The following is a 23,556-nucleotide window of genomic DNA, read 5'->3' on the forward strand; positions in this document are numbered from 1 at the left end:
TGCAAGGTACTTATTTTTGAAATAAAAAATTATAACTTTAAACAAATACCTTGCAGCGATCACTTTTAACACCCACAAAAATCGAGGCGTTCTGCTGATTACGAAGAAGTAACTATTCTTAGTTCGTCGTAATAACTAGCTCTGGAGTGAATGCTTGATTTGATTTGTGTATTTCTACGTATGCTTCAGAATCAATGCTCAATCTAAAAGAACCCAGCGAATCATCAGCACTCAGTAATGAAGTAACATCAATATCTACCCATTGCTGATGTTGAGCTTCGCTAAAAGACTCTTCGATGGTTACATCGCTTGTAGTCGTAGGTTGAGTACTCCATGTTACTGTTTCTTCATTCCAATCATTAACGGCTTTAACAGATAAATTTATGTTATTACGTAAACGTTTAAAATTAAGTCGCAATGTCGCCTCGAAAGGAGACTCCAAATTGATGTCGCTTAAATCAAATTGTAACAGCCCATTTCGAGTATATGTAGGATCACCACTTGTTTTAACAACGATGTCTGGTGAACTTATCACGCTGTTTTGTGAGCTTCCTCCACGAACATAAGTTCCTTTGTTTGGCGCTAAAGTTTGTGTTGATACTACAGACTCTGGAATAGGCTTAACACTTGCTGTTAATGTTAATGATGGCGCATAAGAAGATTCTGATGCATATAAAGATGTATATGTATCAAATATTTCATTACTTATTGCAATAGAGCCCGTAAAACTGCCATTTGCTATAAATGGCGACATATCTACATAAATCCATTCAGCTGAAGTTGTTTCAGGTATATCAACAAAAATACTCGTCCCATCATAAATCTCGGGCTGATTATTGTAAGATATATCTTCTGTAGACCAATTATTCGCTGTTTCCCTTATCTGCAATCGTCCAGCAGCATTCGACAACTGAACTTTTATCTTTAATGTCAGTATATTTTCATTTAATAATTGCCTGTTATCAAAGTCAAATGCTAAATAACTGAGGCGAGTCCATGTAGGGTATGAATCTTTTGCGACCAATTTTTCTGTATTATAATTTATGTCACTCGTTGAACCAGCTCTTACATACACATCTCTTGAAACATTGTATTGAGTAGTTATAGGCTCAAGTTGCTCACCTTCATAAGCACAATGCTGAGGACGCGGTAAACCTCTTGGTGTACCGAATGCACTCACGATAATTTTAAATTTGTTATTTTGTTCACAGCTTTGTGTTAATTGCTGAGATTGAAGTTCATAATTAGAATCGCTCGTAATTATTGCATAATAAGTTTCACCTGGTGTATAACTTTCAGCACCTGGAAGACTTGCGCTTGCTCTTTGAATATGATGTATGCTACCAACAGCTACAGTCAGATCACTGTCATCGAACAATTCAGTTTCACACGTTTCATAAGCTTCTGCCGAGACATAGGTGAATTCTTTAAAGTTATAATCAATCAGCGCATTATGAGTAATTTCAAGCTCATCATCTCCATTAACATCAATAGCTTGACAAGGGAGGTCGTCAATGTCGTAAGTGAGCGATTCTCCGAACGATGCTGCTGAAAATAGTAAACTCGATATGACGAGTCCTTTTAGAAAGCGTTGACTAGACATACATTACTCCATTTATACTTATTAATTGCTATAGTTCATCGTGAGTGTTTTTTAACTTTCACTAGAAACTCCTGATTAACCGTCGCGTTATAACTAAATTTTAATTGGCAGCCAATTCAGCGATATTTAATTACTCCTTATGATCTTTTTAAAGCAGTAAGTTTTTTTACTCGACTCAGTGGTTTTTCTGTCTTTATATCAGCGAGATAGACCAGCCAAGCAGAGCCAGGCATTGCTACGAGTCTTGCAAAACGCTCTCAACATTACAGCAATAATTTGGTAACATTAAGACGCTACATTCTTTCTTTTGTTGAGTCACTTACCTGTCAATTAGTCACTTTTATATAGTTAATAATACAAATGTAATTAATAATATTATTATTAGTTGCCTTTATATTGTTGCAATATTTCTTAATAGATTAAATGGCTCACTGATAAAGGTCAATCTTTTAATAAAGATGACGCATCATCAAAAATCACATTGCTTGCATTAATTTTTGGAATTATTTTCACTGGAACGCTTTGTTGAACGGCGCTTCAGCTCAGATTCCTGGTGCTGTTTAAAGCCATTGGGCTGAACTAGATTTTAACAAGACAAAATATCATGGAAGCTGATGTTGCAGGATAGTTCAATCAATCATGAGACACATTTTGATATTAAATTAGGTTCTTCATTAGGGGAATAGAGAAATAAAGTCTCTTGATGTAAATCGTCATGAGCGAAGCGAATAGCGACTTGTTAACGAAATGTCACGCTTCGCCAAAGCCTGTGGGTGACCTGTGAGAAGGCATAGAATAATTATGTATTTACACGGCCCTTAGGTGCTATTTGCAAAAAATATGCGAAACAAATATTACGCATTTCTAGTGCTCATAAAATAACAAATAAAGCGAATAGTGCCGAGGTGGCTATGATGACCTGAGTGGTGGTTAAATTTAAAGTATCGTGATGTTAGCAGGAAAATTATGTAAGGCCACGCAAAAGATAGTGGATTGTTGTGGAGTTAAAATCTGAAAATTAAAATAATATCACTACTTTATCACGACAAGCTTACCATGTAATCTCTTAGAAATTGTTCGATTTTATTTGTGTGAGATAGTTTGTTGAAATTTATACTAAAAACCGGAAATAAGTAAAACAAATATTTTAACTTGTTCAGCAAGCATGGCACTAACAAATCGACCACTCAAGCAGAATGAGTTTTATCAAAAATGATATCGATAGATTAATTTAGAGTAGGAATGCTCAAACTGATGAGTTGTTCTCTATGTATTGAGAAGTCGAAACTTTTAATATTAAAAATGCTATTTTCCGCATAAGAATGAGCGAAACTAATATCAAAATGGCCTAATCGAATATATTCGGCATCTGCCAAATCTGCTGCAAGGTACTTATTTTTTAAATAAAAAATTATAACTTTAAACAAGTACCTTGCAGCGATCACTTTTAACACCCACAAAAATCGAGGTGTTCTGCTGATTACGAAGAAATAACTATTCTTAGTTCGTCGTAATAACTAGCTCTGGAGTGAATGCTTGATTTGATTTGTGTATTTCTACGTATGCTTCAGAATCAATGCTCAATCTAAAAGAACCCAGCGAATCATCAGCACTCAGTAATGAAGTAACATCAATATCTACCCATTGCTGATGTTGAGCTTCGCTAAAAGACTCTTCGATGGTTACATCGCTTGTAGTCGTAGGTTGAGTACTCCATGTTACTGTTTCTTCATTCCAATCATTAACGGCTTTAACAGATAAATTTATGTTATTACGTAAACGTTTAAAATTAAGTCGCAATGTCGCCTCGAAAGGAGATTCCAAATTGATGTCGTTTAAATCAAATTGTAACAGCCCATTTCGAGTATATGTAGGATCACCACTTGTTTTAACAACGATGTCTGGTGAACTTATCACGCTGTTTTGTGAGCTTCCTCCACGAACATAAGTTCCTTTGTTTGGCGCTAAAGTTTGTGTTGATACTACAGACTCTGGAATAGGCTTAACACTTGCTGTTAATGTTAATGATGGCGCATAAGAAGATTCTGATGCATATAAAGATGTATATGTATCAAATATTTCATTACTTATTGCAATAGAACCCGTAAAACTGCCATTTGCTATAAATGGCGACATATCTACATAGATCCATTCAGCTGAAGTTGTTTGAGGTACTACAGCAAAAACATTGACGCCATCATAAATTTCGGGTTGATTGTTATAAGATATATCACCTGTAGACCAGTCTCTTGCTGTTTCTCTGATCCGCAATAGTCCAGTCGCGTTCGATGACTTAACTTTTATCTTTAATGTCAGTTTATTTTCATTCGATAATTGTCCGTTATCAAAATCAAATGCTAAATAACTGAGGCGAGTCCATTCAGGGTATGAGTCTTTTACAACTAACTTATCGGTATTATAATTTATGTCACTCGATGGACCAGCTCTAACATAGAGATCTTTTGATACATTATGCTGAGTTGTTATCGCTTTAGGTTCGCAGTGTGAAGGTTCAGGTGAAGTTCTTGGCGTATTTACTTCATTCACGACAATTTTGAATTTGTTATTTTGTTGACAGCTTTGTGTTAATTGCTGGTCTTGAAGTTCATCATGAAAATTACTTGTTATTATTGCATAATAAGTTTCACCTGCTGTATAAGATGCATGGGAGTCAGGATCAGAATCATTTTCGTCCACTTCTTGGATATAATGCGTAGTGTCATAAAGTAAATCTATAGTCCGAGAATTGTCGTCTATCAATTCAGGACCACACATTTCATAGGCTTCTTCCGAAACATAGGTGAATTCTTTAAAATTTTGATTAGGCGCATTACGAGTAATCAAAACCACATCATCTGTATTAACATTAATAGTTTGACAATGAAGGTCAGAAATATCGTAAGTAAAAGCTTCTGCGAACGACGCAGAAGAAAATAATAAGCTAGAAACTGCCAGCCCTTTTAGAAAGCGTTGACTAGGCATATATTACTCCATTTTCACTGATTTATAGTGGTATAGAGAATAAGGTAAAAAAAAGATAAATCAATAATTAATTGAAAGATAAAATAGTCGATAATTTAAAAATAAATCAATCAATAAAAGATGCAGGTTGATACGTGGAAAAGCAAAGCGACAATACTTTGCTAACAAACAAAAAACAACCACAAAGCTAAAGCAACAAAACAAATACTTTTATTTTAATGTGTGCTTTAGATACCTTCTAATCGACATTGTCTGCACATCCGATACAATTAAAAACATTCAAGTTTTACTCTCTATTTCATTCAAGCATTCTAGTTGACCGCAATTCTGTATTTAAGTAGAAATCTAAGCTTATGATAATTATCGAATATTAAGTATGCATCGTTGAGCCCAACCAGCCTCGAAGATTGTTAAGCGAAATACGTCAATGAAAATTTTCTTCAGCAGATTGTCTCGCTCAACCTTGCCTTTGATTTCGTGACAACCCTTCTATTTGCCATAGTTGTACTGTGAGTCTTTCTTAGTTTCATCAAACTACCATTGGAAAACCCCAGTTAGCGGTTTCATTATAATTATATTTTAATTTATTATTGTTTTTCTGGTAAAACTGTACTACTAACTCCTCAGCATTTAATTACTTCATGTAATTTTTCTGAACAATAAATTCCTTTCACTCGACGCTGCAGCTTTTCTGTCTTGAGATTAGTAAGGTGGATCAAAAAGGCCAAGCTACTGCTACGAGCCCTGCAAGATGTTCTCAACATCACAGCAGCAGGTTGATAACACTAAAGTGTCACTTTCTTTCTTTTACGTAAAATTAGTTATTTGCTAATTAGTCACCTTAATGTTGCCACATTATTTTTTGATAAATTAAATAAGCCACTGAAAACAAAGCTTTCAAATAAATCTGACATGCCGTCAAAAATTACATTACTTGCATTGACAGCCAGGATTCTTTTCACTGGAATGCTCTGTAGGGCAACGTTCTATCGCAGAAACGATGGCCTATTTAAATCCATAGAGCCGAACTAAATTTTAACAAAATAAAATATCATGACAGCTGATGCTGCAAGCTAGCCTAATCAATATTGTGACATATTATGATATTTGGTTGGATTCTTTAATACTATATGATACCTACAAAAAACAAGCGAGACAAATATTATGCATTCCTAATTCTTATAAAATATAAAGCGATTGGTAGTTATATTAATGGCTATTAATTGAGTTCTAGTATCACAATTAGACACGTATTGGCAGGCGCGTTTAATGATACTGCATCTTTTATAGATCAAGCAGAAAAGGTTACAAGCCAAAATAAAATAATGAGTCAGTTACGAACGAACCAAAAGATGTTGAGCAACAGCTGAGGCGTTTCATTGCGAGACTATTTTACTCGTAGTAAGAATGTTGAAGCAACGATGGTCATTCGAGGTAGAAAATCACAACATTGACAGCACGATTGTATGTGAAGGCATATAAAAAACGCTATTTTATTGCGGCATTAAAATATGAAAATAAAATAGAATGTCAGTATTTGGTTGTGAAAAATCTGTCGTGGCACTACGCAGATATTGCTCGATTCTATTTACTAAGGTGGTTATTACAGATTTCCATTCAGGTTTGGAAGGCACACGATGGTTAGAAAGAAGAATCAGAGCAAGGCCTGATTCTGATTCTGAGTCTGTTATGCGAGCATTTGTTGTTACTGTATCCTGAGCAATCGGCAAGGCTTAAAAACTAACAGCTCGGTTTGCCTGTTAGTTGTTTGATAGCGCACCTTAAAACAGAAGCTTTGATCTATACCGTGAAGTCTGTGATGAATGCAAAAACCTTAGATATTGCATTAAATGATTTAATTTTCGGTCTGGAACTAGTGCTGCTTACACGAGAATCAGGTCGACATATGGCGGGCAAAGATTTAGGCAATCAAGAACCAAAACCGTCTTTAATTCGCCATGAAAAACATGTGGCATGATTTGATTAGTCATTCAATCACTCAAAACTAAAGTATCGAGCAATAGTTGCTGGAACGGTTTTATAGATATTGAAATATATCACCTGACCAAAGAAACGATAAACTGCATTTGCGCCAGATTTGATTGCCCAGCTCTCTTTAACTGACAGCTCAAAACTTATTATTTCAACCTTTATCGCCAAAGGCTTCCATTTCGAATGGTTCAATATCTAACTGCAAATTTTTGGCCGCAGGACTAAACTGTAGCGATTTATCGTCAAAGTAGATCAATCCGTTAGCATCTTTCCAAGTGTAGATTGCTGCCGAAGCACACTAATAGAACTCAACAGCAACAAGCTAGGCAAGGCAGCGGAAGAATAATTAACCGGAGAAACGATACATTTAATCAAGGCTTCGGTAACTAACACAAGACTTAATAGGCTGACTAAATATATCCATAATATCGACGCCATAAGTCATGTTGTAGATGCAGTTATTCAAAAACTAGGCATTCCCATGTGGATAGACCCCATACTTCCTTGTTCGGGGTATCCCATTATTAACTACAGCATTTTTATCCCAACTGCCTCAGCACATTAACCGGTGGCGTTTGTAGCGCTTTACGTGTCACCAATTGGCCACTAATTAAAATCAACAATACTGAAGCAATTGGTGAAATCACCCACCAAATGAACTGCGGTTGAAATTCAATTTCAAATATCCGCTGATAAAGCATCCAAAGCACGGCCTGTGATGCCAATAGTGCCAGCACGCCTGAAATCAGCCCGAGCAATACCAGCTCAGTTCGAAATATTTGGCCAACTTTTGATAAAGGTGCGCCGAATGTTTTTAATAATGCACCAAGTCGAGCCCGATCACTGCGGCTAGATTGTAATGCCGTTAGCAACACCATTAATGCCGCCAGCAATACAAAAACCATTAGCAGCTCAACCGCTAAAGTCACCTGCTGCAACATGCTGGTGACTTGGGCTAGTATTCGACTGATATCGAGTAATGTAACTGTTGGGAATTGCCTAACCAGCGAGCTATATGCTTTTTCGGAAGCTGCTCGTTCAGTAGCATTGGTTACTTCAGGCACATTAAAACTGGTCATCATATTAACTGGCAATTGCTCAATTAATTTAGGGCTGAATAACAAGAAGAAGTTTGGCTTCATTCGCCCCCAGTCAATTTTACGTAAGCTAGAAACTGTCGCATTAAATTCAATGCCACTAGCACGTAATGTCAGCTGATCACCAATCGATAAACCTAACCAATCCGCATAACCTTCTGCCACTGAAACCTGGTGTTGATAAAGCGGACTTTCCACCGTTTGAGTATTATCTTTTGATCCTGATTTACTCGTTTCTAGTTGCTGCAAAATATCTTTAGGCGGCCATGCGCCAGCAACAATTTCATTGCCATCGGGCAGCAGTTCGCTGGCACCAAACATTAAATCTCGGTAAGTTTTGCTTTGCTCACCTTCTCTAGAGAATTCTGATATTGGCGTGCTATTTACTTCGATAATTCGCCCTGGAATCATCGGATATAATGGTGTTGCCTGATAATTTCGTTCGGCAATTGCGGCAGCAAAGTCATCTGCCTGCCAGCGCTGAATATTTAAGGCGAACTGATTTGGCGCATCAACTGGCAAGCTTTGCTGCCAATCTTGTAACAAGCCTGAACGGACTTGCAGCACCACTAGCATAATCATCATTGGCAATGAAAAGGATAAAACCTGAGCAGCGGTCTGTTGCTTATTTCTCGCTAATTGCTGGCTAGCCAAACGCCAGTTCAAACCGCGATTTTTTAACAAGCTGCTGGCGGCTAGCACACCGATTAACCAACTGAATAACTGCATTAGCAACCAAATGGAAATTAACCCACCACCACAAATAATTAGCGTCAGGGTTAAGTCACCGCTATACCACCAAAATAATCCACCCAGCACTAACAAAGCCGACAAATAAGTTAACCAGCTACTGGCCGGCATTGGCGCTAATTGACGGCGCAATACTCGCAGTGGCGGCACTGCACCTAAACGGAAAAAGTGAGGACTGGCAAACCCCAATAATATTGCAATACCGGAAACAAAGCCGGTAACTAATGGTGCAATGCCTGCCGGAGGCAATTTGGTTGGTAATACATCAACCAGCAATTGCACCAATAGCCAATGGGCGCTCCAGCCAATGATTAATGCGATGCCGCTGGCAATCGCACCTAATACAAAAAGTTGGCTGATAAATAATTGGTTAATCTGCTTACGACTAAGCCCCATGGTGCGTAATAAAGCGCTAGTGTCGTAATGTTTCAGTGCAAAATCTCTTGCCGCCATACCGGTTGCAACACCGGCTAATAACAGTGCCAATAACGCCGACAAGGAAAGAAAACTTCTGGCTCGATTGAGTGAGCGCGCCAAACCGCGATTACCATCTTGCAGATTTTCCAGCTGCTGGTTATCGGCTAATTGGCTTTCGGCATAATCAGAAAACTGTGCAACGGACTGAGCATTACCTTGCAGCAGTAAGCGCCAGCTAACCCGGCTACCCGGTTGAATCAATCCAGTAGATTGAATATCGCTAAGATTGACCATTACTCGCGGTGAAAGGGTATAAAAATTGCCACCGCGGTCGCTTTCTTGCAATAAAATACCACTGACAGTGAATGCTGACTCACCCAATTCAATCGGGTCATCCAGCTTAATATTCAGCAAATTAAAGAGCCGCCGCTCCAACCAGACTTCACCGGGTTGTGGCCCACTATTTTTTATTTGCCCTACAGATGTGTCGGCACTCTCAGCGACCTCCAGCTTAGCTGCCAGCGGATAGTGATCACCCACTGCCTTTAATGCCGACAGCGACATTTCTTCACCGGCAATTACCACGGTGGGAAATTGCAAGGTAATCGCACTATTTAAACCCAGTGCATCGGCCTGCTTTTGCCAGTGATCTTCAATCGGGGTTGAAGACTTCAAGCGCAACTGGCCACCGAGTGTTTCCGCTGAGCGATCCAGTATTGCGCTATCGAGCCGCTCGCTGATTAAAGCAATGCAAGTTGCCGAAGCGACCGCGACAATAATCGATAGGCTAAGCAGCCATAACTGGCCAGATTTCCACTGGCGCAATAGCAGTCGCAATGACATTTTAAAATTCGACCAAGCATTCATAAGTCAGCCTGCGTACTTATTGAATCAGTAGTTTGCAGAGCTTGTAAGTAACCACTATCCATCACTCTTTGATGCTGACAACGGGCAGCCAATCGCTCATCGTGAGTTACTAGAATTAGAGTGGTTTGCTGTTGCTGATTTAACCGAAATAACAGCTCGGTGACTTGGTCACCATTTTGTCGATCTAGGTTGCCGGTAGGCTCATCGGCAAAAATAATTCTAGAACCACTGGCAAAAGCTCGGGCAATCGCCACTCGCTGCTGCTCACCGCCAGATAGCTGATTCGGGTAATGCTCGACTCGTTCAGCCAACCCTACCTTCTCTAACCAGCTGGCTGCTGTTTGCCTGGCTTGGCGGGTGTTATCAGACTTCAGCTCCAGCGGCAGTAATACATTTTCCAATGCGGTTAAGCCGGGCAACAACTGGAAATTCTGAAATACAAAACCAATGCCTTTGGCCCGAACTGCAGAACGCTGGTCTTCATTTAGTTGGTGCAATGGCTGGCCATCAAGCCAAACCTCTCCTGAGCTGGAACTATCCAGCCCGGCCATCAGTCCCAGTAGGGTCGACTTACCTGAACCAGACGGGCCGATAATGGCGAGGCTTTCGCCATAGTTGATGTTCAGGCTCACCCCTTGCAGTATGTCCAAGGAATGATCGGCCACTGCCACCTGTTTGCGGAGATTAACGACTTTGACAGCAAAATTTTCCATAGCTTCCATTTTCACAACTATTAGCTTCACAACCATCAGATTCACAACCATGGTAAGCCTGAGTGCCAGATTATTTAGATTTCTTTTGATTTCTTTGCTACTGATTGGTTTCAATTCAGCCCAGGCAGAGATATCGGCAACACCCGCCAAAGCTAGCTTTTCAGAAAAAGGTAGCCTTGCAAAAACCTCACAACAAGATCAACAAAAGAAACTTTTGGTGATTGGAGACAGTATCAGTGCAGGATACGGGATTGACCAACAAAAGGGATGGGTGGTTCTACTAGAAAAGCGAATCAAAAGTGCAAGTTTAAATTGGAAGGTTATCAATGCCAGCGTTAGCGGCGATACCACATCCGGCGGATTGACTCGCTTAAGCAAAGCATTACAGCGAGTTAAGCCAGATTTATTATTGATTGAGCTGGGCGGCAATGATGGCTTGCGCGGCACACCGACTAAATTGATCAAAGAGAATTTACGGCAAATGATTCGTCAAGCTCAAGACAGAAATGTCGACGTTGCCATTTTAGAAATGCGTATCCCTCCTAATTACGGCAGAAAATATACCGAAGCTTTTCACAATCTTTACCAAAAACTGGCTAATGAAGAAAAAATTTCATACATCCCGTTTTTTCTAGAACAGATCGCACTGAAACCAGAACTCATGCAAGCCGATCGAATTCACCCAACCGAGCAAGCGCAACCATTAATGGCTGAGAGTGTGTTTGAAACAATTAAGCCGCAGTTAAAATAAAAATCCGCCAGTGCATTCACACTGGCGAAAAACTATCTCTACAATAACTCTAGAATTTTTCTAGCAAGTCATTTTTCTTCAAATAACTTACTACTTTAGAAGTTTTCTCCAGAGCAGATGGGTTTACCGATAAACGTTTATTAAGCTGCTTTTGATTCGCAACAAAGCCAGGTGATTTTTTATATAATACTGGCTGAACTAACCAATTTCCGGGCATCGACTGCTGAGCCTGCACCGTTAGCCGCTCTTGATACTCCATTTTTTCCAGTCGAGCTATCCATAGTCGATTTTCTGCAAAATCTAACATTGGAAGGTCATTTGGACTATCACCACCAATCAAGAAAGGCCGTTCTTTGCTGATATATTTCATAATGTTGGCAACCTTACCAAAGTATCCAGTAATTGGATAAACTATCTGACTGGTTAATTGATAGTTGGCTAATTCTTTCTTATTCAAGCTTGCATATTCTGAATTGGATTTTACTAGCAATGGATCTTTGTAAAGCTGTCCATCACGTTTATCCATCAACAAAACACTCACGCCAATCACATGATCCGCAGCAATTTTAATACCTTCGCCAAATTGAGCTTCCAACACTGGATTAAGGTTTTCTAAAACCATCCACCGAACAGTCCAAACATTTGAAGCTGAACAGACGTACACATCGTATCCATTTTTAATCAACGTACCATAAAGCTCAACCATTTCTGGATAAAAAAATGGCATTCGATAGCCATGAGTTTTACTTTCCTTCAACCCACTATTAAATTTATCTTTAATAGCCATATTATTGGAAAAAGCGGTTTTGCTGAAAGGAATTATCTGATCTGGCGACATGCCTGACATTATTTGCACCACCCAAGCATAACTATTAGAGTAAGGAGTAGATTCTCCCTTTTGATGCTTAGTGGCAGATAAGAAAGCTTCATAAAAATCTGGTAAATTTCCAACTGTATCAATTGAATATTTTTTACCATTCAAAGTAAATGGTGGCGTAATGCTTTTGGGTATATTCTTGGTAGACAGGCGGTTTTCACCAGCCATTACCGCAAATGTCGCCTCACCAATATCTCTGCTGATGGTTGTGTTATCAAAATCAAAAACAACTTTCTTACCTTTAAATGCATTTTCAAAGATAAGCTTTTCAAGCCTGGCTTTAACTACAGGGTTCCATCCATCTGATTTCAGTTGAACATCAGCCCATACTACCGGGCTAATTAAAAAAGAAATGATTACCAGGGCTATATTTACAACTGCTGATACTTGAAAACTTAACTTCATAAGTACTCCGAAACACTCGAAACAAGAATATGATGCAAATAGGTCGAATCATATTCACTCATTGAGTAGAAACACCATTCTTTATATATCTTTTATTTTGGCCTATATGCTTTGAGCAACTAACTTATTAAACATTTTAAAAAGCTTTTACAAGAGAAATATTAAACATACTAATAAACATCACCATTGCGTGAGCAAACTTTGATGCTATGCAATACGATCTAATCAGCAAACCATTAGAATCCAACCCGAACCAGTCTTCACCAAGCAACCTTATGACAATCTGCATTCGAACCTATCAGGGCAGCGATTACTCCGAGTTAGAGCGAGTCTACAATCTGTGCAAACCACTTGAGCTAGCCGGTGAACATGAACCTTACCAGCTAGAGACTTTTGCCGAAGATGGCCCAAGACGATCTATTATTTTTGAGTCAGATATCTATGTTTGCGGCAATTCAGAAAAAATGGCTGGCTTTGTAACCATCAAGCAAGAACAAACTCTGCAGCAGATCGGTTGGCTTTATGTTGACCCAGAATTTCAACGCATGGGTATTGGTCAGCAACTATTGTCACATATTATTCTTCAGTATCCGGGCGATCTGATGTTGAATATTGTGCCATCGAATAAGCCAGCATTGCGGTTATACAAAAAGAATAATTTTGTAAAATTCAATTCATTTTCAATCAATTTGTCAGGGCGAAAATTAACAGTTGATCAAATGAAACGATCTATATAAAAATTTAATTCAGAACTATTTACGGTGAACACAATGAAAAAAGCTTACTTCGGTATTAAATTTTATCCCGACAATCAAAACCGTCCATTAATTGATGCGATTTCAGCTGCATTAGAAGCACAGAAAATTGAAACCTTCTGTGTTGCCCGGGATCTGGAAAAATGGGGTGAGATTCAGTTTACCAACCAGAATATGATGCAGTTAACCTTTGCTGAAATCGATCAGTCTGATCTTGTAGTGATCGAGATGAGTGAAAAAGGTGTCGGTTTGGGTATTGAGGCGGGTTATGCCGTTGCTAAAGGCAAGCAACTGATACTGCTGATACAACAGGGGATTGAGCTAAGCGCCACCATGGATGGCATTGCTGACCGGGTCCTCTACTACAGCGACCCATCGCAAATCGTCATTAATATCTAACGGCTAAGGTATATTTACTCACTAGCTACTTGCTAACGGCAGGTGCTTATCGTTCAATAGCACCACTTCGCAACAGTTATCTCGGCAACTCAACGAGATCAAACCGTGCCTGATTTGAACCATCACTTTTCAAGATTATTAAATGAAACTCTATATTTATATCGATCAGTTTGATCAAGATGAACTGGAACAAGACATCATCAACTCGCTTTCCAGTTGGGTTGGTTCAAGCAAAGGCAGTTATCAACTGGTCAATCTTCGCCCGGAAGATCATCCAGAACTGGATTGCTGGAAGCTGGGGATCACGCTGGAAATCAAAAAGAAGATTGAGCTGAAAAGTCCACTGAATTTATTATATTCATTGGCCAAGAAGCACAAGCTGGATTTTGTCATTGGTATTATCGATAACAAAAGCGGTGATGAAGAAGATATCTGCTACTTTGGCCATGAAGAAGGGCGCCCGGATCTTTATGAAATAGGCAGTTACCTTGGCATGTAGCTTATCTTGAGCTATTTTTATGTTTCTGTATGCTCTACTGAATTAGTAGAGCATTCTTCGCATAAAAATGGATTTAATGTGTGGCTAGTATTTTTTGACCTAGACCAAACTCTGATTTGTGCAGCACATGAATTAGGTCGTCTCAGCGAGACCCAGAAAAAAAACCTTAATCAATCGATTAGTTTTCAGGTTAAATCTCCTACAAGTAAAAAGGGCATTGTCGAAATAACTACCCATCCCCTCTACCAAATACCGCATTATATTTTTTTCAAAGAGCTTTCAAAAAAAGAAGACCATCTACTGTTTTTTATGACAGCAGCCACTTACCAACCATCTTCAATAACTCAAATGATAAAAAGTTTTTTCTCTATAAGCGACCAAGATCTTTCTAGTTATTTCGAAAAATCGAATATTATTAACAGAGAAATGCTAACCTATTTTTATAAAGAAAGAAGGAAGAATACGAAAAAAACCGTAGCTCTAAAGAAGAAAGAAATGATGTTATACTGGATAGAATTATTTGAAGATCCACATGAAGCAGTTTCTACTTTAGCAAGCAACCAAACAACTTTTCTAATCGATGATAATCTTGATAATTTATTAGCTGCTGAAAATTCTAGCATCAACTACATTGATTCAACTAAGGCTGCATACCAACAATACCTTAAAATATTACTTTCGAAAATACCTTAAAAATATTCCAATCCTCTCAATAATATCATACTCTGAATTCAGCCCAAGTAATAATATGCGCTATGAGTTTGATAACCTGCCACGATTGTGGCTTACAGCAACGCTTACCACCAATACCTGAAGGCACTCGCGCTAGCTGCACTCAGTGTAATCGTTCGATTTTTTCAAATCATCGTGACGGTTTAAATCGTTTGCTAGGCTACAGCTTTAGCGGTGTGGTACTGCTGTTTCTTTCGTTAGCCTTTCCTTTTATGTCTTTGGTCGCCAATGGCCAACAACAAACTATGTCTTTGTTTAGCGGTGTCATGGACATTTGGTTGCAAGGCTATCCATTCCTTTCGATCATTGTTGCCATCTCTATTTTCTGTCTGCCCGCCATTATCTTGCTTCAAATTATTTATCTTTTATTACCAGTAAAGCTTGGCTTTAAACCACCAAAAGGCAGCCAGGTTTTTTATCGTCTATTAGAAAAACTGATCACATGGAGCATGGCTGAGGTCTTTTTGATCGGCGTATTGGTCTCACTGGTGAAGCTGGCTTCGTTGGCAGATATTATTCCAGGGTTATCCTTTTGGGCTTACTGTGGTTTCAGCATTTGCTTGGTGATGGTGCTAGCTACATTAGATAAAAATCAATTAGATGATTGGCTGCAGCATCAAATTCACCGCCATCATACCGAAAGGCCTGTTAATCGTTCCAAAAGTCTCAATTTTTGCGGCGCATTATTATTAACTGCTTGTATCTTATATATTCCAGCTAATTTCTTACCGATTACTACCACCCATTTTTTTGGCCAGAAAGATGATTCGACTATTCTAGGCGGTATTATTACGCTATGGCAGTTGGGCTCATATCCAGTTGCCTGCGTTATTTTTATTGCCAGCATTGTAGTGCCTATTGCCAAGATTTTGTCTCTAACTTATTTGTGCCTGAGTGTAAGGTTTTCCAATCAACGCCGACGCCATCAAAGAACTACGATCTATCGTATTACCGAGCTCGTCGGTCGCTGGTCAATGATTGATGTTTTTGTCGTCGCAATACTGGTTTCGCTAGTTCAGTTTGGTGGACTATTGGCATTTAACCCTGGCCCTGCCGCAATGGCATTTTGTGCTGTGGTCGTTTTAACCATGCTGGCAGCAGAAAGTTTTGACCCCAGAATGATCTGGGATGAACCACCTAAAAATTCATCAGATAAATCCAATAAAGAGAATTCAGTTTGAGTGAGATAACAGCCACAGCAGCAATCAAACAAGGCCGACGTTTTTCTGCGATCTGGATTCTACCGCTAGTATCCATCGTGATTGGCATTTGGATGGTCGGGTATCACTTATCCAGCCAAGGGCCAACAGTTGAAGTTACCTTTGCCTCAGCCGAAGGCTTAGAGGCGGGTAAAACCTACGTTAAATATCGCAACGTAAATGTCGGCCAGGTTAAACAAGTCAAACTCAATAGCACCTTCGATGGCGTGAACGTAATCATTCAGATGGAACCAGAAACTGAAGCATTATTACGCCGAGGTAGTGATTTTTGGGTGGTTCGTCCTAGGATAGATGCGGGAGGTATTAGTGGTTTCGGAACTTTACTGTCCGGCGCTTATATTGAAGTCAGCCCCGGCTCAGGGGCTTTTGGCGAAACCAAATATCCTGGCTTGGAAAACCCTCCGATTACGGCGCCTGGCGTACCGGGCATTCGAATCACTTTAAAAAGTCTTAAAGCCGATACTTTAGGCATAGGTGATCCGGTGCTTTATCACGGCTATCAAGTCGGTCAAATTGAAACCGCTGGTTTTGATATCGACAAACAAAAAGCCGTCTACCAGTTATTTATTAGCGCGCCTTACAATCAATTAGTCACCAGTAATTCTCGGTTTTGGAACGCCAGTGGCATCAGTTTCAATGCCAGCACCGAGGGCATTAGCTTTCGTACCGGTAGCCTACAAACGCTATTACAAGGTGGGGTAGCTTTTGACCTTCCTGAAGGCGAAGCAAAAGGAGATCCGATAGCGATGGGGCGTGAATATCACTTATACCCGGATTTCGAAAGCATCCATGATCGCCAGTATCAGCAAAAACTAGAGTATGTACTGTTATTTGATGAATCTGTACGTGGTTTATCAGCTGGCGCACCAGTGGAATATCGGGGTGTTCGTGTTGGAACTGTAAAAAGAATTGCATTAGAACTAAGTGCACGCAGCGCAATGTCGATGGTTGAACAAACTCAAGCGATTCCAGTATTAATCACCATAGAGCCTGGACGGTTGGGAGAAGGCGACACGGCTAAAGTTGCTGAAGCTTATGCCAAGGAAATTACTAAAAGCGTTGGCATGGGATTAAGAGCATCACTTAAGTCAGGCAATTTACTCACTGGCAGTTTATTTGTTGAAGTGAATTATCACAGTAATGCTAAGCCAGCACATATTTCGAATTATCAGGGTTATATGGCTCTTCCCACAGTTAAGAGCGGGCTGGAGCGCTTGGGTGATCAGCTAGATGGCATGATTAGCAGAATGGACCAACTGAAGTTGGAAGAAACGCTCAGCAGTATTGAAGTAGCGATGAATAGCGCCGGCAGCAGCATGGACCAGTTCAAAGTCACCATGATGTATGCTGAACGATTTATGGATAGCAAAGAGTTTAAGGCATTGCCTGATAGTTTGGATAAAACCATTACCAGCTTGCAAAAATTATTGAATGATTATTCTGCTGATGGGCAATTATATAATGAGCTAGAAACCACCATGAATCAGTTGAAAGGGCTAATGTGGCAATTACAGCCGCTCATGCAATCACTACAAGAAAAACCAAACGCTATCATTTTTGGCAAAGACCGCAAAGCTGATCCATTGCTTTTGCAGGAGCAATAAATGCGCATATTAATTTTATTTTTCTCACTATTTTTGTTTGCTTGTAGTAGCGTGCCCGGCAAAACCTTTTTACTATTACAACCACCGCAGCAAGCTAGTGCAATTGAAATCACTCACCCGGTCAAAAAACTCAATGTTCAATTGAGTGAATATTTAAATCGACCCGCATTAGCAATCGCCAATCAACAGGGCGAAATTTTATTCAGTGAGCAATACCAATGGGCAGAACGGCTAGATATTGCCTTAGCTGATATTTTGCAACAGCGAATTAATCAGCAGTTTTTAAACCGGACTTCAAACCAGAAATACCGGTTACAGGTTTTTATCCAACGCTTTCACAGCATCAAGAGCAGCGACCCTGAGCTAGCTGCAAACCAAATGATTTTGAAAGGCGAATATTTATTGTTTTCTGATCAGGGTGATTTGTTGGAGCAAGCTGGCTTTGCTTTACAACAGTCGCAGCAAATTGAAGATTACCAAGATATAAACCTAGCGATGCAAGATCTAATCAAACAGCTGGCTGAGTTGATCAGCCAGCAGATTATCGAACTGGGAAAATTTAAGTAACCTACAATCTAAATCATTGCATTATCAAAGGGCGCTGAAATGGGATGGATTCCAAAGCAAATTCACTATATTTGGCTAGGAAATGCTATCCCCGCTCGATCTCTAGCCGTAGCTAAACGTTTTCAAGCACTAAATCCCGACTGGATTGTCAACATTTGGTCAGATGCGCCTCTTACAATTGAAAAAACAAATACCGAATATGACATGAACATCAAATGGTCATTTCGTCATTTAGATTCATTGTTTGACTTGAACAATGCTCTTGAAAAACAACTTTATCAAATATTTGTAAGAGAAAGCTCGGGGCATTTCGTAAATTATGCCGCAGCATCTGATGTAGCGCGCGTATTAATACTATATAAAGAAGGTGGAATTTACTCAGATCATGATGTTTTCTGCCTTTCAAAAATCCCCGAACTATTTGCTCCATCAGGACTACTAATTCCTTCTCTCGATGAAAGTTCAAGCGTTACAAATGCTCTAATAGCAGGATGTCAAGGCAGTCTCTTGCTTAACCTTATGCTCAAAAAAATGCAATTTTGTTATTTTGAAAGTAAAGAATATGCGCATTTAGCTTGGAGTGAAAAACGACCTTTTGCTACAAAAGGCCGCTTAGTTGCTTACAATCTCAGAAAAACATTAACTGTTATGATGACCGGCCCTGGGATGCTAACTGATGTACTTACGCGGCCGGGTATGCCAGTCCAAGTTGACTATGAACAGTTTAATGATGACTCTGATTATTACGTACTAGACCTAAGCCTCACGCTTCCACTCAATCTTTTTAAAATCTATTACGCCAATACATGGTCTCATTTAAGTCAACAAACTTTTGGGCAATCCATTCGTTAAACTGCAAACCAATAAAGCAATCCAAAACCAGCAAAGAATCGGCCGGTCACTGGCGGTAGCTTTTGCCGCTGGCCTTCTGGTTTGAGGAACTCTTTAAGCGGCGCAATTAGCAAAATGAGTGCAGGCAATACCATCCAGAAACGCGGAATCAACTCATAAAGCGAAAACACAGCTGCAAAAGGCGCAATTGCCAGTATTACGAACAAAATTCTTGCCGGCAATAAGCCGATTCGAACAGACAATGTGCCAATCTGCTTCGTCTTATCATCTTCATAGTCACGAATTTCATTGGCCAGCAAAATAAGTGAAGCAATCAAACTAACCGGCAATGAAAGCAGGAACACCCTTAAAGACCAGTCACCGCCCATGGCCATCCATGCGCCATAAACCATCATTACTCCAGTGAAGATAAAAACCCCCACCAAACCCAGTCCACGATGTTTATAAGCAATCGGTTTGGCGGTATAGAACCAGCCACCAGCCAAACCGATAACGCCCAGCAAAAACAGTTGCCAGCCAGTTAACCAAACCAGCCATAAGCCAAGCCCTGCAGCCGCTACAAAACAGCCAACACCTAGCCACAGATTGCGTTTTATGGCGTGTTTTGCTTGATCGGTCAAACTGTGGGTTTCGATATCCCGGTGGTCATTGATCAGGTTAACCCCAATTTGTGCGATCACTGCAGCAAAAAAAATCGCCAATGCGCGCCCGATATCCTGATAACCTGCTTGCCAGGACAAACGAATTCCCAGCCCACAAACTACCAAAGCTACGATCAACGAGAAGGGGCGAGCAGCCCGCTTGAGTAAATATTTATCCATTAAAATCGTCTATCACTTGCAGCAATCAGCCAGATGCAGTGATTATACCTGCAGTCTTAACACGCTTGCTATGTCATAATCTGGCCGCGAAATTTTGGGAGAGAGTAATGAAACTGTGGTTTGCACCTGTTGCACTTGCGTTATCCATGTCTCTAAGTGGCTGTGCTGCTGTAGTTTTAGGTAGTGCTGGTGTCGCTGCTTATGAAGTTCAAAAAGATGAGCGTAGTGCTGGAACTGTTTTAGATGATGCATCTATTACAGCCACCATCAAGACCCGCTTGTTGAAAGACAAGGGCGTCAATGGACTAGATATCAACGTTGATACCTTTGACGGCGGTGTCACCCTATATGGTTATGTCGACAGCTTGAAAGTTCGCGAGCGAGTGACCGCACTTGCCTGGAGCGTTAAGGGTGTTGATAAAGTGATCTCAAAGCTGGTTGTGATTCCACCGGCCGAATAGGACATTATCGATCTTGCTAGCAAAACTTTGTTGCCCGCCGGATTATCCGGCGCTGGCAAAACTGGCCGTTGAATACCCCCAACCCTCGGACCCTGATCATCCATCGCAGGTGCTATTGTGCCTAGATGATCAGCAACGTCTGGTATTACGCCAATCTGGGCCTAAGGCGCCTGGAGATGTATTGGTTGATTTTGTTGGCGGCTCACAAGGACATCGCCGTAAATTTGGTGGTGGCAAAAGCCAGCAAGTTGCTAAAGCCTGTGGTTTGCACAAAAAGAAAGATCCATTAATTCTTGATGCAACCGCTGGGCTCGGTCGAGATGGCTTTGTGTTAGCCAACATTGGCGCCCATGTTATTTTGTTAGAAAGGCATCCCTCAGTCGCAGTAATACTTCAGGATGGATTAGACCGAGCTGCTGCTTGTATTGAAACTGCAGAAATAGTCAGTCGAATTTGTTTGTACCACGGCAGTTTATTAGACGCACAATTACCAGAATTCGAGCAGCCAGATATTGTCTATCTTGATCCGATGTTTCCCGAGCGTAAGAAAAAAGCCGCAGTAAAAAAAGAGATGGTGTTGTTTCATAGCTTGGTCGGCTGTGATGAAGATAGCGACCAGTTACTGAAGCCTGCATTGGCGTTGGCTAAAAAACGAGTAGTGGTCAAAAGACCAACCCATGCGCCTTGGCTAGACAATCAAAAGCCTTCTCTAGAACTCACGGGGAAATCTTGTCGCTTCGATATTTACTTCACCGCCGAGTAGTGATTATTTTTTCTGTAAATATTTTAATATCTGATTACAAACCTAGATATAAAAAAACCTGCCAACGCAGGTTTTTTTATGATTATGATTCGTAAATTTAATTAAAAAACAATTCATTTGATTGCTTTTGGTAAGTATTTAAGTTTACTAAACCATTCTAAATTGAATCTACATCCGATTAATTTAAACGAACACGATACACTTCTGATAGAGATATTTTCTTTTCTCTGGCTAACGCTAAAGCGGACTGAGTTAGAGCCATCATCCCTTTACCCAATGCGTAACCTTCTATGTCGTAAGTTGACGCACCTTTAAGCACCATACCTTTAATAGCAGAATCGATCTTGAGCAGTTCATAGACCGCCATACGACCTCTAAACCCAAGCTGGTCACATTCATCGCAGCCTCGACCGATATAAAAAGTTTCATCCTCGGAAAGATCAAATGTTTTTCTAACTGCAGGAGATACCTGTTCAACAGCCAAGCAATGGGGGCAATTAACCCGCACCAGTCGTTGCGCCACTACACCTAACAGGCTGTCATTCAACAAATAAGGTTCTATGCCGATCTCAAGTAATCGTGTAATCGCCGATGCAGCAGAATTAGTGTGTAATGTCGTTAAAACCAAGTGACCAGTTAGAGAACTTTGTACTGCCATTTTAGCGGTTTCTTTATCCCTAATTTCTCCAATCATAATCACATCAGGATCGTGGCGAAGTATATGGCGCAGCGCAGTGGCAAAGTTATAATTTATTTTACTATTTACTTGTATCTGCCTGACACCTGCCACCTGATATTCAACAGGATCTTCAGCTGTAATAATATTTAATTCTTGTTCTTTAATTTGATCAATAGCAGCGTATAAAGTGGTCGATTTTCCTGACCCAGTAGGCCCGGTAACTAAAATAATGCCAGAGTTTTGGTGGATCATATCAACGATCGACTCAAGGTCATCCTGCCGAAAGCCTATTTCGTTAAGCGGTTTAAACCCGGCCTGTGTATCTAGTACTCGAATAACGACACTCTCACCCTGACTGGTCGGAATAACCGAGGTTCTTAAATCAACCAGCTTTCCATGGCGACGTACTCGGGTATTTCCATCTTGCGGCAATCTATGTTCTGCAATGTTTAATCGACCTAGAATTTTAATTCGACTGACCAGTGACGGCAACAGTCTTTTGCTTAACTTTCTAATTGGAACCATTTGCCCATCAATTCTAAAAAACAGTTCAATTTCATTTGGCATAGGGAAAATATGTATATCGGATGCCCGTCGACGAACTGCATCTGAAATAATACCATTAACTAATCTAACTGTTGGTCGATCAGTTCCTAAAACTGGATCAAAATCTCCGTTCGCATCCTCGTCGTCTGCTGATTCGAGTTCATCAATCATTTCTTCATCATTTAAAGCACTATAAAAACGACCGATTGAACGAGTAATATCTTCAGGTGTCGCAACCGCAACCTCAATCATCTTTCCAAGAATAAATTTCAGTGTTTGTTGTGTTTCATGATCGGTTGGATCTGCCATTGCAATAATTAAGCGTTCATTATGATGCATGATCGGTATTAGGTGGTGTTCAGAAACAAAAGATTCGTCTAACAAACCAGTGGCACTAGTACTAATAGGAAAATGCTTCAGTGAAACAAATGGAAGGCCTAGGTTAGCCGCAAGCGCCTGATGAACCGGAACGCTATCTACCATTTTTTTGTCTAATAAAATCTCACCCAACCGCCGATGTAATTGACCCGTTTCATCTTCCTGAGTTTGTAACAGCAATGCATTTCTAAGCTCATCATTAGTTAATCGACCCGCTTCTAACAACAATGCGCCCAAAGGCTTGCCTGGCTGCTGCAAACCAAAATCCAAAGCAGAAATTAATTGATCGGGTAATGTAATAATTTCCTGAGAGTCAATCGAGGAACCTTTGTTCGGATTATTATCAACTAGGCTAAAATCTCGAATCACTGAACGAGGAATAAAACCTCTAAAAACTTTATCATCACGAATATGAAAAACATGCAGACAAGACTCTTCATCAAGCGCACGTAAAATTGGTCCGGTATATCTTTGCCCATCTCGAAAAACCAAATGTAATGTTTTTCTTGGCTCTTGATCAAGGTCGCCACTTTCAGGTGGTAGCAAGCTTTGCTCAAACAATAAGCTTCGTATTTCAGAGAAACTTAATCGATAATTTTCTTCTTGATAAATTAATGATATTTGTTTCATGCTGAAGTCGATTGATACAAGCTTCGCTTTAAAAGGCGATTGAATGGTGCAACCGTTCATTCCCAACACAGTAATTGATGCATGCAGCAATGGCACATCAGTTCCGAGTTCAGCAGGTGCTGCTGGCCAAGCCATTGCCAGATCAGTTTGATCATTCATATAACGGGTTCCCATAGTTGATTTCAACAGTATAGGA

19 protein-coding genes are annotated in these 23,556 nt (G+C 40.1%); 12 read left to right on the forward strand and 7 right to left on the reverse strand.

The window, feature by feature from the left end:
• Positions 1 to 118 precede the first annotated feature (118 nt).
• Together DC094_RS08020 and DC094_RS08030 are read right to left on the reverse strand one after the other, a co-directional pair.
• The gene (locus DC094_RS08020; protein ID WP_116686595.1) at positions 119 to 1,603 is read right to left on the reverse strand and encodes a CBM96 family carbohydrate-binding protein; all 1,485 of its coding nucleotides are present in this window, start codon (positions 1,601 to 1,603) and stop codon (positions 119 to 121) included.
• Positions 1,604 to 3,103: 1,500 nt separating this feature from the next.
• Positions 3,104 to 4,585 carry a CBM96 family carbohydrate-binding protein gene (locus tag DC094_RS08030; RefSeq protein ID WP_116686597.1) on the reverse strand — a complete coding sequence of 494 codons (1,482 nt, stop codon included), beginning with the start codon at positions 4,583 to 4,585 and terminating at the stop codon, positions 3,104 to 3,106.
• Between the two features lie 1,819 nt (positions 4,586 to 6,404).
• Here DC094_RS08030 and DC094_RS22085 point away from each other — a divergent pair.
• Positions 6,405 to 6,563: a hypothetical protein gene (locus DC094_RS22085; protein ID WP_158527260.1), complete on the forward strand. Its 159-nt coding sequence runs from the start codon at positions 6,405 to 6,407 to the stop codon at positions 6,561 to 6,563.
• A gap of 553 nt (positions 6,564 to 7,116) precedes the next feature.
• Here the strand turns inward: DC094_RS22085 and DC094_RS08035 are convergent.
• Both DC094_RS08035 and DC094_RS08040 read right to left on the reverse strand, forming a co-directional pair.
• Positions 7,117 to 9,708 (reverse strand): ABC transporter permease, encoded by a 2,592-nt coding sequence (locus DC094_RS08035; RefSeq protein WP_116686598.1) that lies wholly within the window; start codon positions 9,706 to 9,708, stop codon positions 7,117 to 7,119.
• Positions 9,705 to 10,430: an ABC transporter ATP-binding protein gene (locus DC094_RS08040; RefSeq protein WP_206605614.1), complete on the reverse strand. Its 726-nt coding sequence runs from the start codon at positions 10,428 to 10,430 to the stop codon at positions 9,705 to 9,707. The genes DC094_RS08035 and DC094_RS08040 overlap by 4 nt, the downstream gene beginning before the upstream one ends.
• A 40-nt stretch (positions 10,431 to 10,470) precedes the next feature.
• Between DC094_RS08040 and DC094_RS08045 the strand changes: the two genes are divergently transcribed.
• A complete protein-coding gene (locus tag DC094_RS08045; protein ID WP_116686599.1) occupies positions 10,471 to 11,172 on the forward strand; it encodes an arylesterase in 702 nt (233 codons plus the stop codon).
• A gap of 49 nt (positions 11,173 to 11,221) precedes the next feature.
• On the opposite strand, the gene DC094_RS08050 is transcribed toward DC094_RS08045, so the two are convergent.
• Entirely contained in the window at positions 11,222 to 12,454 is a 1,233-nt protein-coding gene (locus DC094_RS08050) for an HAD family hydrolase (protein ID WP_116686600.1), read from the reverse strand.
• A gap of 275 nt (positions 12,455 to 12,729) precedes the next feature.
• On the opposite strand from DC094_RS08050, the gene DC094_RS08055 reads away from it, so the two are divergent.
• The 8 genes from DC094_RS08055 to DC094_RS08090 all read left to right on the forward strand — a co-directional run bounded on the left by DC094_RS08055 (position 12,730) and on the right by DC094_RS08090 (position 19,082).
• Positions 12,730 to 13,191: a GNAT family N-acetyltransferase gene (locus tag DC094_RS08055; protein ID WP_158527261.1), complete on the forward strand. Its 462-nt coding sequence runs from the start codon at positions 12,730 to 12,732 to the stop codon at positions 13,189 to 13,191.
• 33 nt (positions 13,192 to 13,224) lie between these two features.
• Positions 13,225 to 13,608 (forward strand): nucleoside 2-deoxyribosyltransferase, encoded by a 384-nt coding sequence (locus DC094_RS08060; RefSeq protein WP_116686602.1) that lies wholly within the window; start codon positions 13,225 to 13,227, stop codon positions 13,606 to 13,608.
• 142 nt (positions 13,609 to 13,750) lie between these two features.
• A complete protein-coding gene (locus DC094_RS08065; protein ID WP_116686603.1) occupies positions 13,751 to 14,107 on the forward strand; it encodes a hypothetical protein in 357 nt (118 codons plus the stop codon).
• A 78-nt stretch (positions 14,108 to 14,185) separates the two neighbouring features.
• Positions 14,186 to 14,800 carry a hypothetical protein gene (locus DC094_RS08070; protein WP_116686604.1) on the forward strand — a complete coding sequence of 205 codons (615 nt, stop codon included), beginning with the start codon at positions 14,186 to 14,188 and terminating at the stop codon, positions 14,798 to 14,800.
• Between the two features lie 62 nt (positions 14,801 to 14,862).
• Positions 14,863 to 16,020, forward strand: a complete 1,158-nt coding sequence (locus DC094_RS08075; protein WP_116686605.1) for a paraquat-inducible protein A — start codon at positions 14,863 to 14,865, stop codon at positions 16,018 to 16,020.
• Positions 16,017 to 17,663: an intermembrane transport protein PqiB gene (pqiB, locus tag DC094_RS08080; protein WP_116686606.1), complete on the forward strand. Its 1,647-nt coding sequence runs from the start codon at positions 16,017 to 16,019 to the stop codon at positions 17,661 to 17,663. The genes DC094_RS08075 and pqiB overlap by 4 nt, the downstream gene beginning before the upstream one ends.
• Positions 17,664 to 18,230 (forward strand): PqiC family protein, encoded by a 567-nt coding sequence (locus DC094_RS08085; RefSeq protein WP_116686607.1) that lies wholly within the window; start codon positions 17,664 to 17,666, stop codon positions 18,228 to 18,230.
• A 39-nt stretch (positions 18,231 to 18,269) separates the two neighbouring features.
• Positions 18,270 to 19,082 (forward strand): glycosyltransferase family 32 protein, encoded by an 813-nt coding sequence (locus DC094_RS08090; RefSeq protein ID WP_116686608.1) that lies wholly within the window; start codon positions 18,270 to 18,272, stop codon positions 19,080 to 19,082.
• On the opposite strand, the gene DC094_RS08095 is transcribed toward DC094_RS08090, so the two are convergent.
• Positions 19,079 to 19,903 carry a prenyltransferase gene (locus DC094_RS08095; RefSeq protein WP_116686609.1) on the reverse strand — a complete coding sequence of 275 codons (825 nt, stop codon included), beginning with the start codon at positions 19,901 to 19,903 and terminating at the stop codon, positions 19,079 to 19,081. The two genes, DC094_RS08090 and DC094_RS08095, sit on opposite strands and share 4 nt — an antisense overlap.
• 107 nt (positions 19,904 to 20,010) lie before the next feature.
• Here DC094_RS08095 and DC094_RS08100 point away from each other — a divergent pair, with 107 nt between their 5' ends.
• Together DC094_RS08100 and DC094_RS08105 are read left to right on the forward strand one after the other, a co-directional pair.
• Complete coding sequence (locus DC094_RS08100; RefSeq protein WP_116686610.1) at positions 20,011 to 20,364, forward strand: BON domain-containing protein; 354 nt, start codon at positions 20,011 to 20,013, stop codon at positions 20,362 to 20,364.
• Positions 20,365 to 20,377: 13 nt separating this feature from the next.
• Entirely contained in the window at positions 20,378 to 21,127 is a 750-nt protein-coding gene (locus tag DC094_RS08105; RefSeq protein ID WP_158527262.1) for a class I SAM-dependent methyltransferase, read from the forward strand.
• 178 nt (positions 21,128 to 21,305) lie between these two features.
• Here DC094_RS08105 and DC094_RS08110 read toward each other — a convergent pair whose 3' ends face one another.
• Complete coding sequence (locus DC094_RS08110; RefSeq protein ID WP_158527263.1) at positions 21,306 to 23,519, reverse strand: GspE/PulE family protein; 2,214 nt, start codon at positions 23,517 to 23,519, stop codon at positions 21,306 to 21,308.
• Between the last annotated feature and the right edge of the window lie 37 nt (positions 23,520 to 23,556).

Source organism: Pelagibaculum spongiae (assembly GCF_003097315.1).
In the GTDB taxonomy this organism is placed as follows: domain Bacteria; phylum Pseudomonadota; class Gammaproteobacteria; order Enterobacterales; family Pelagibaculaceae; genus Pelagibaculum; species Pelagibaculum spongiae.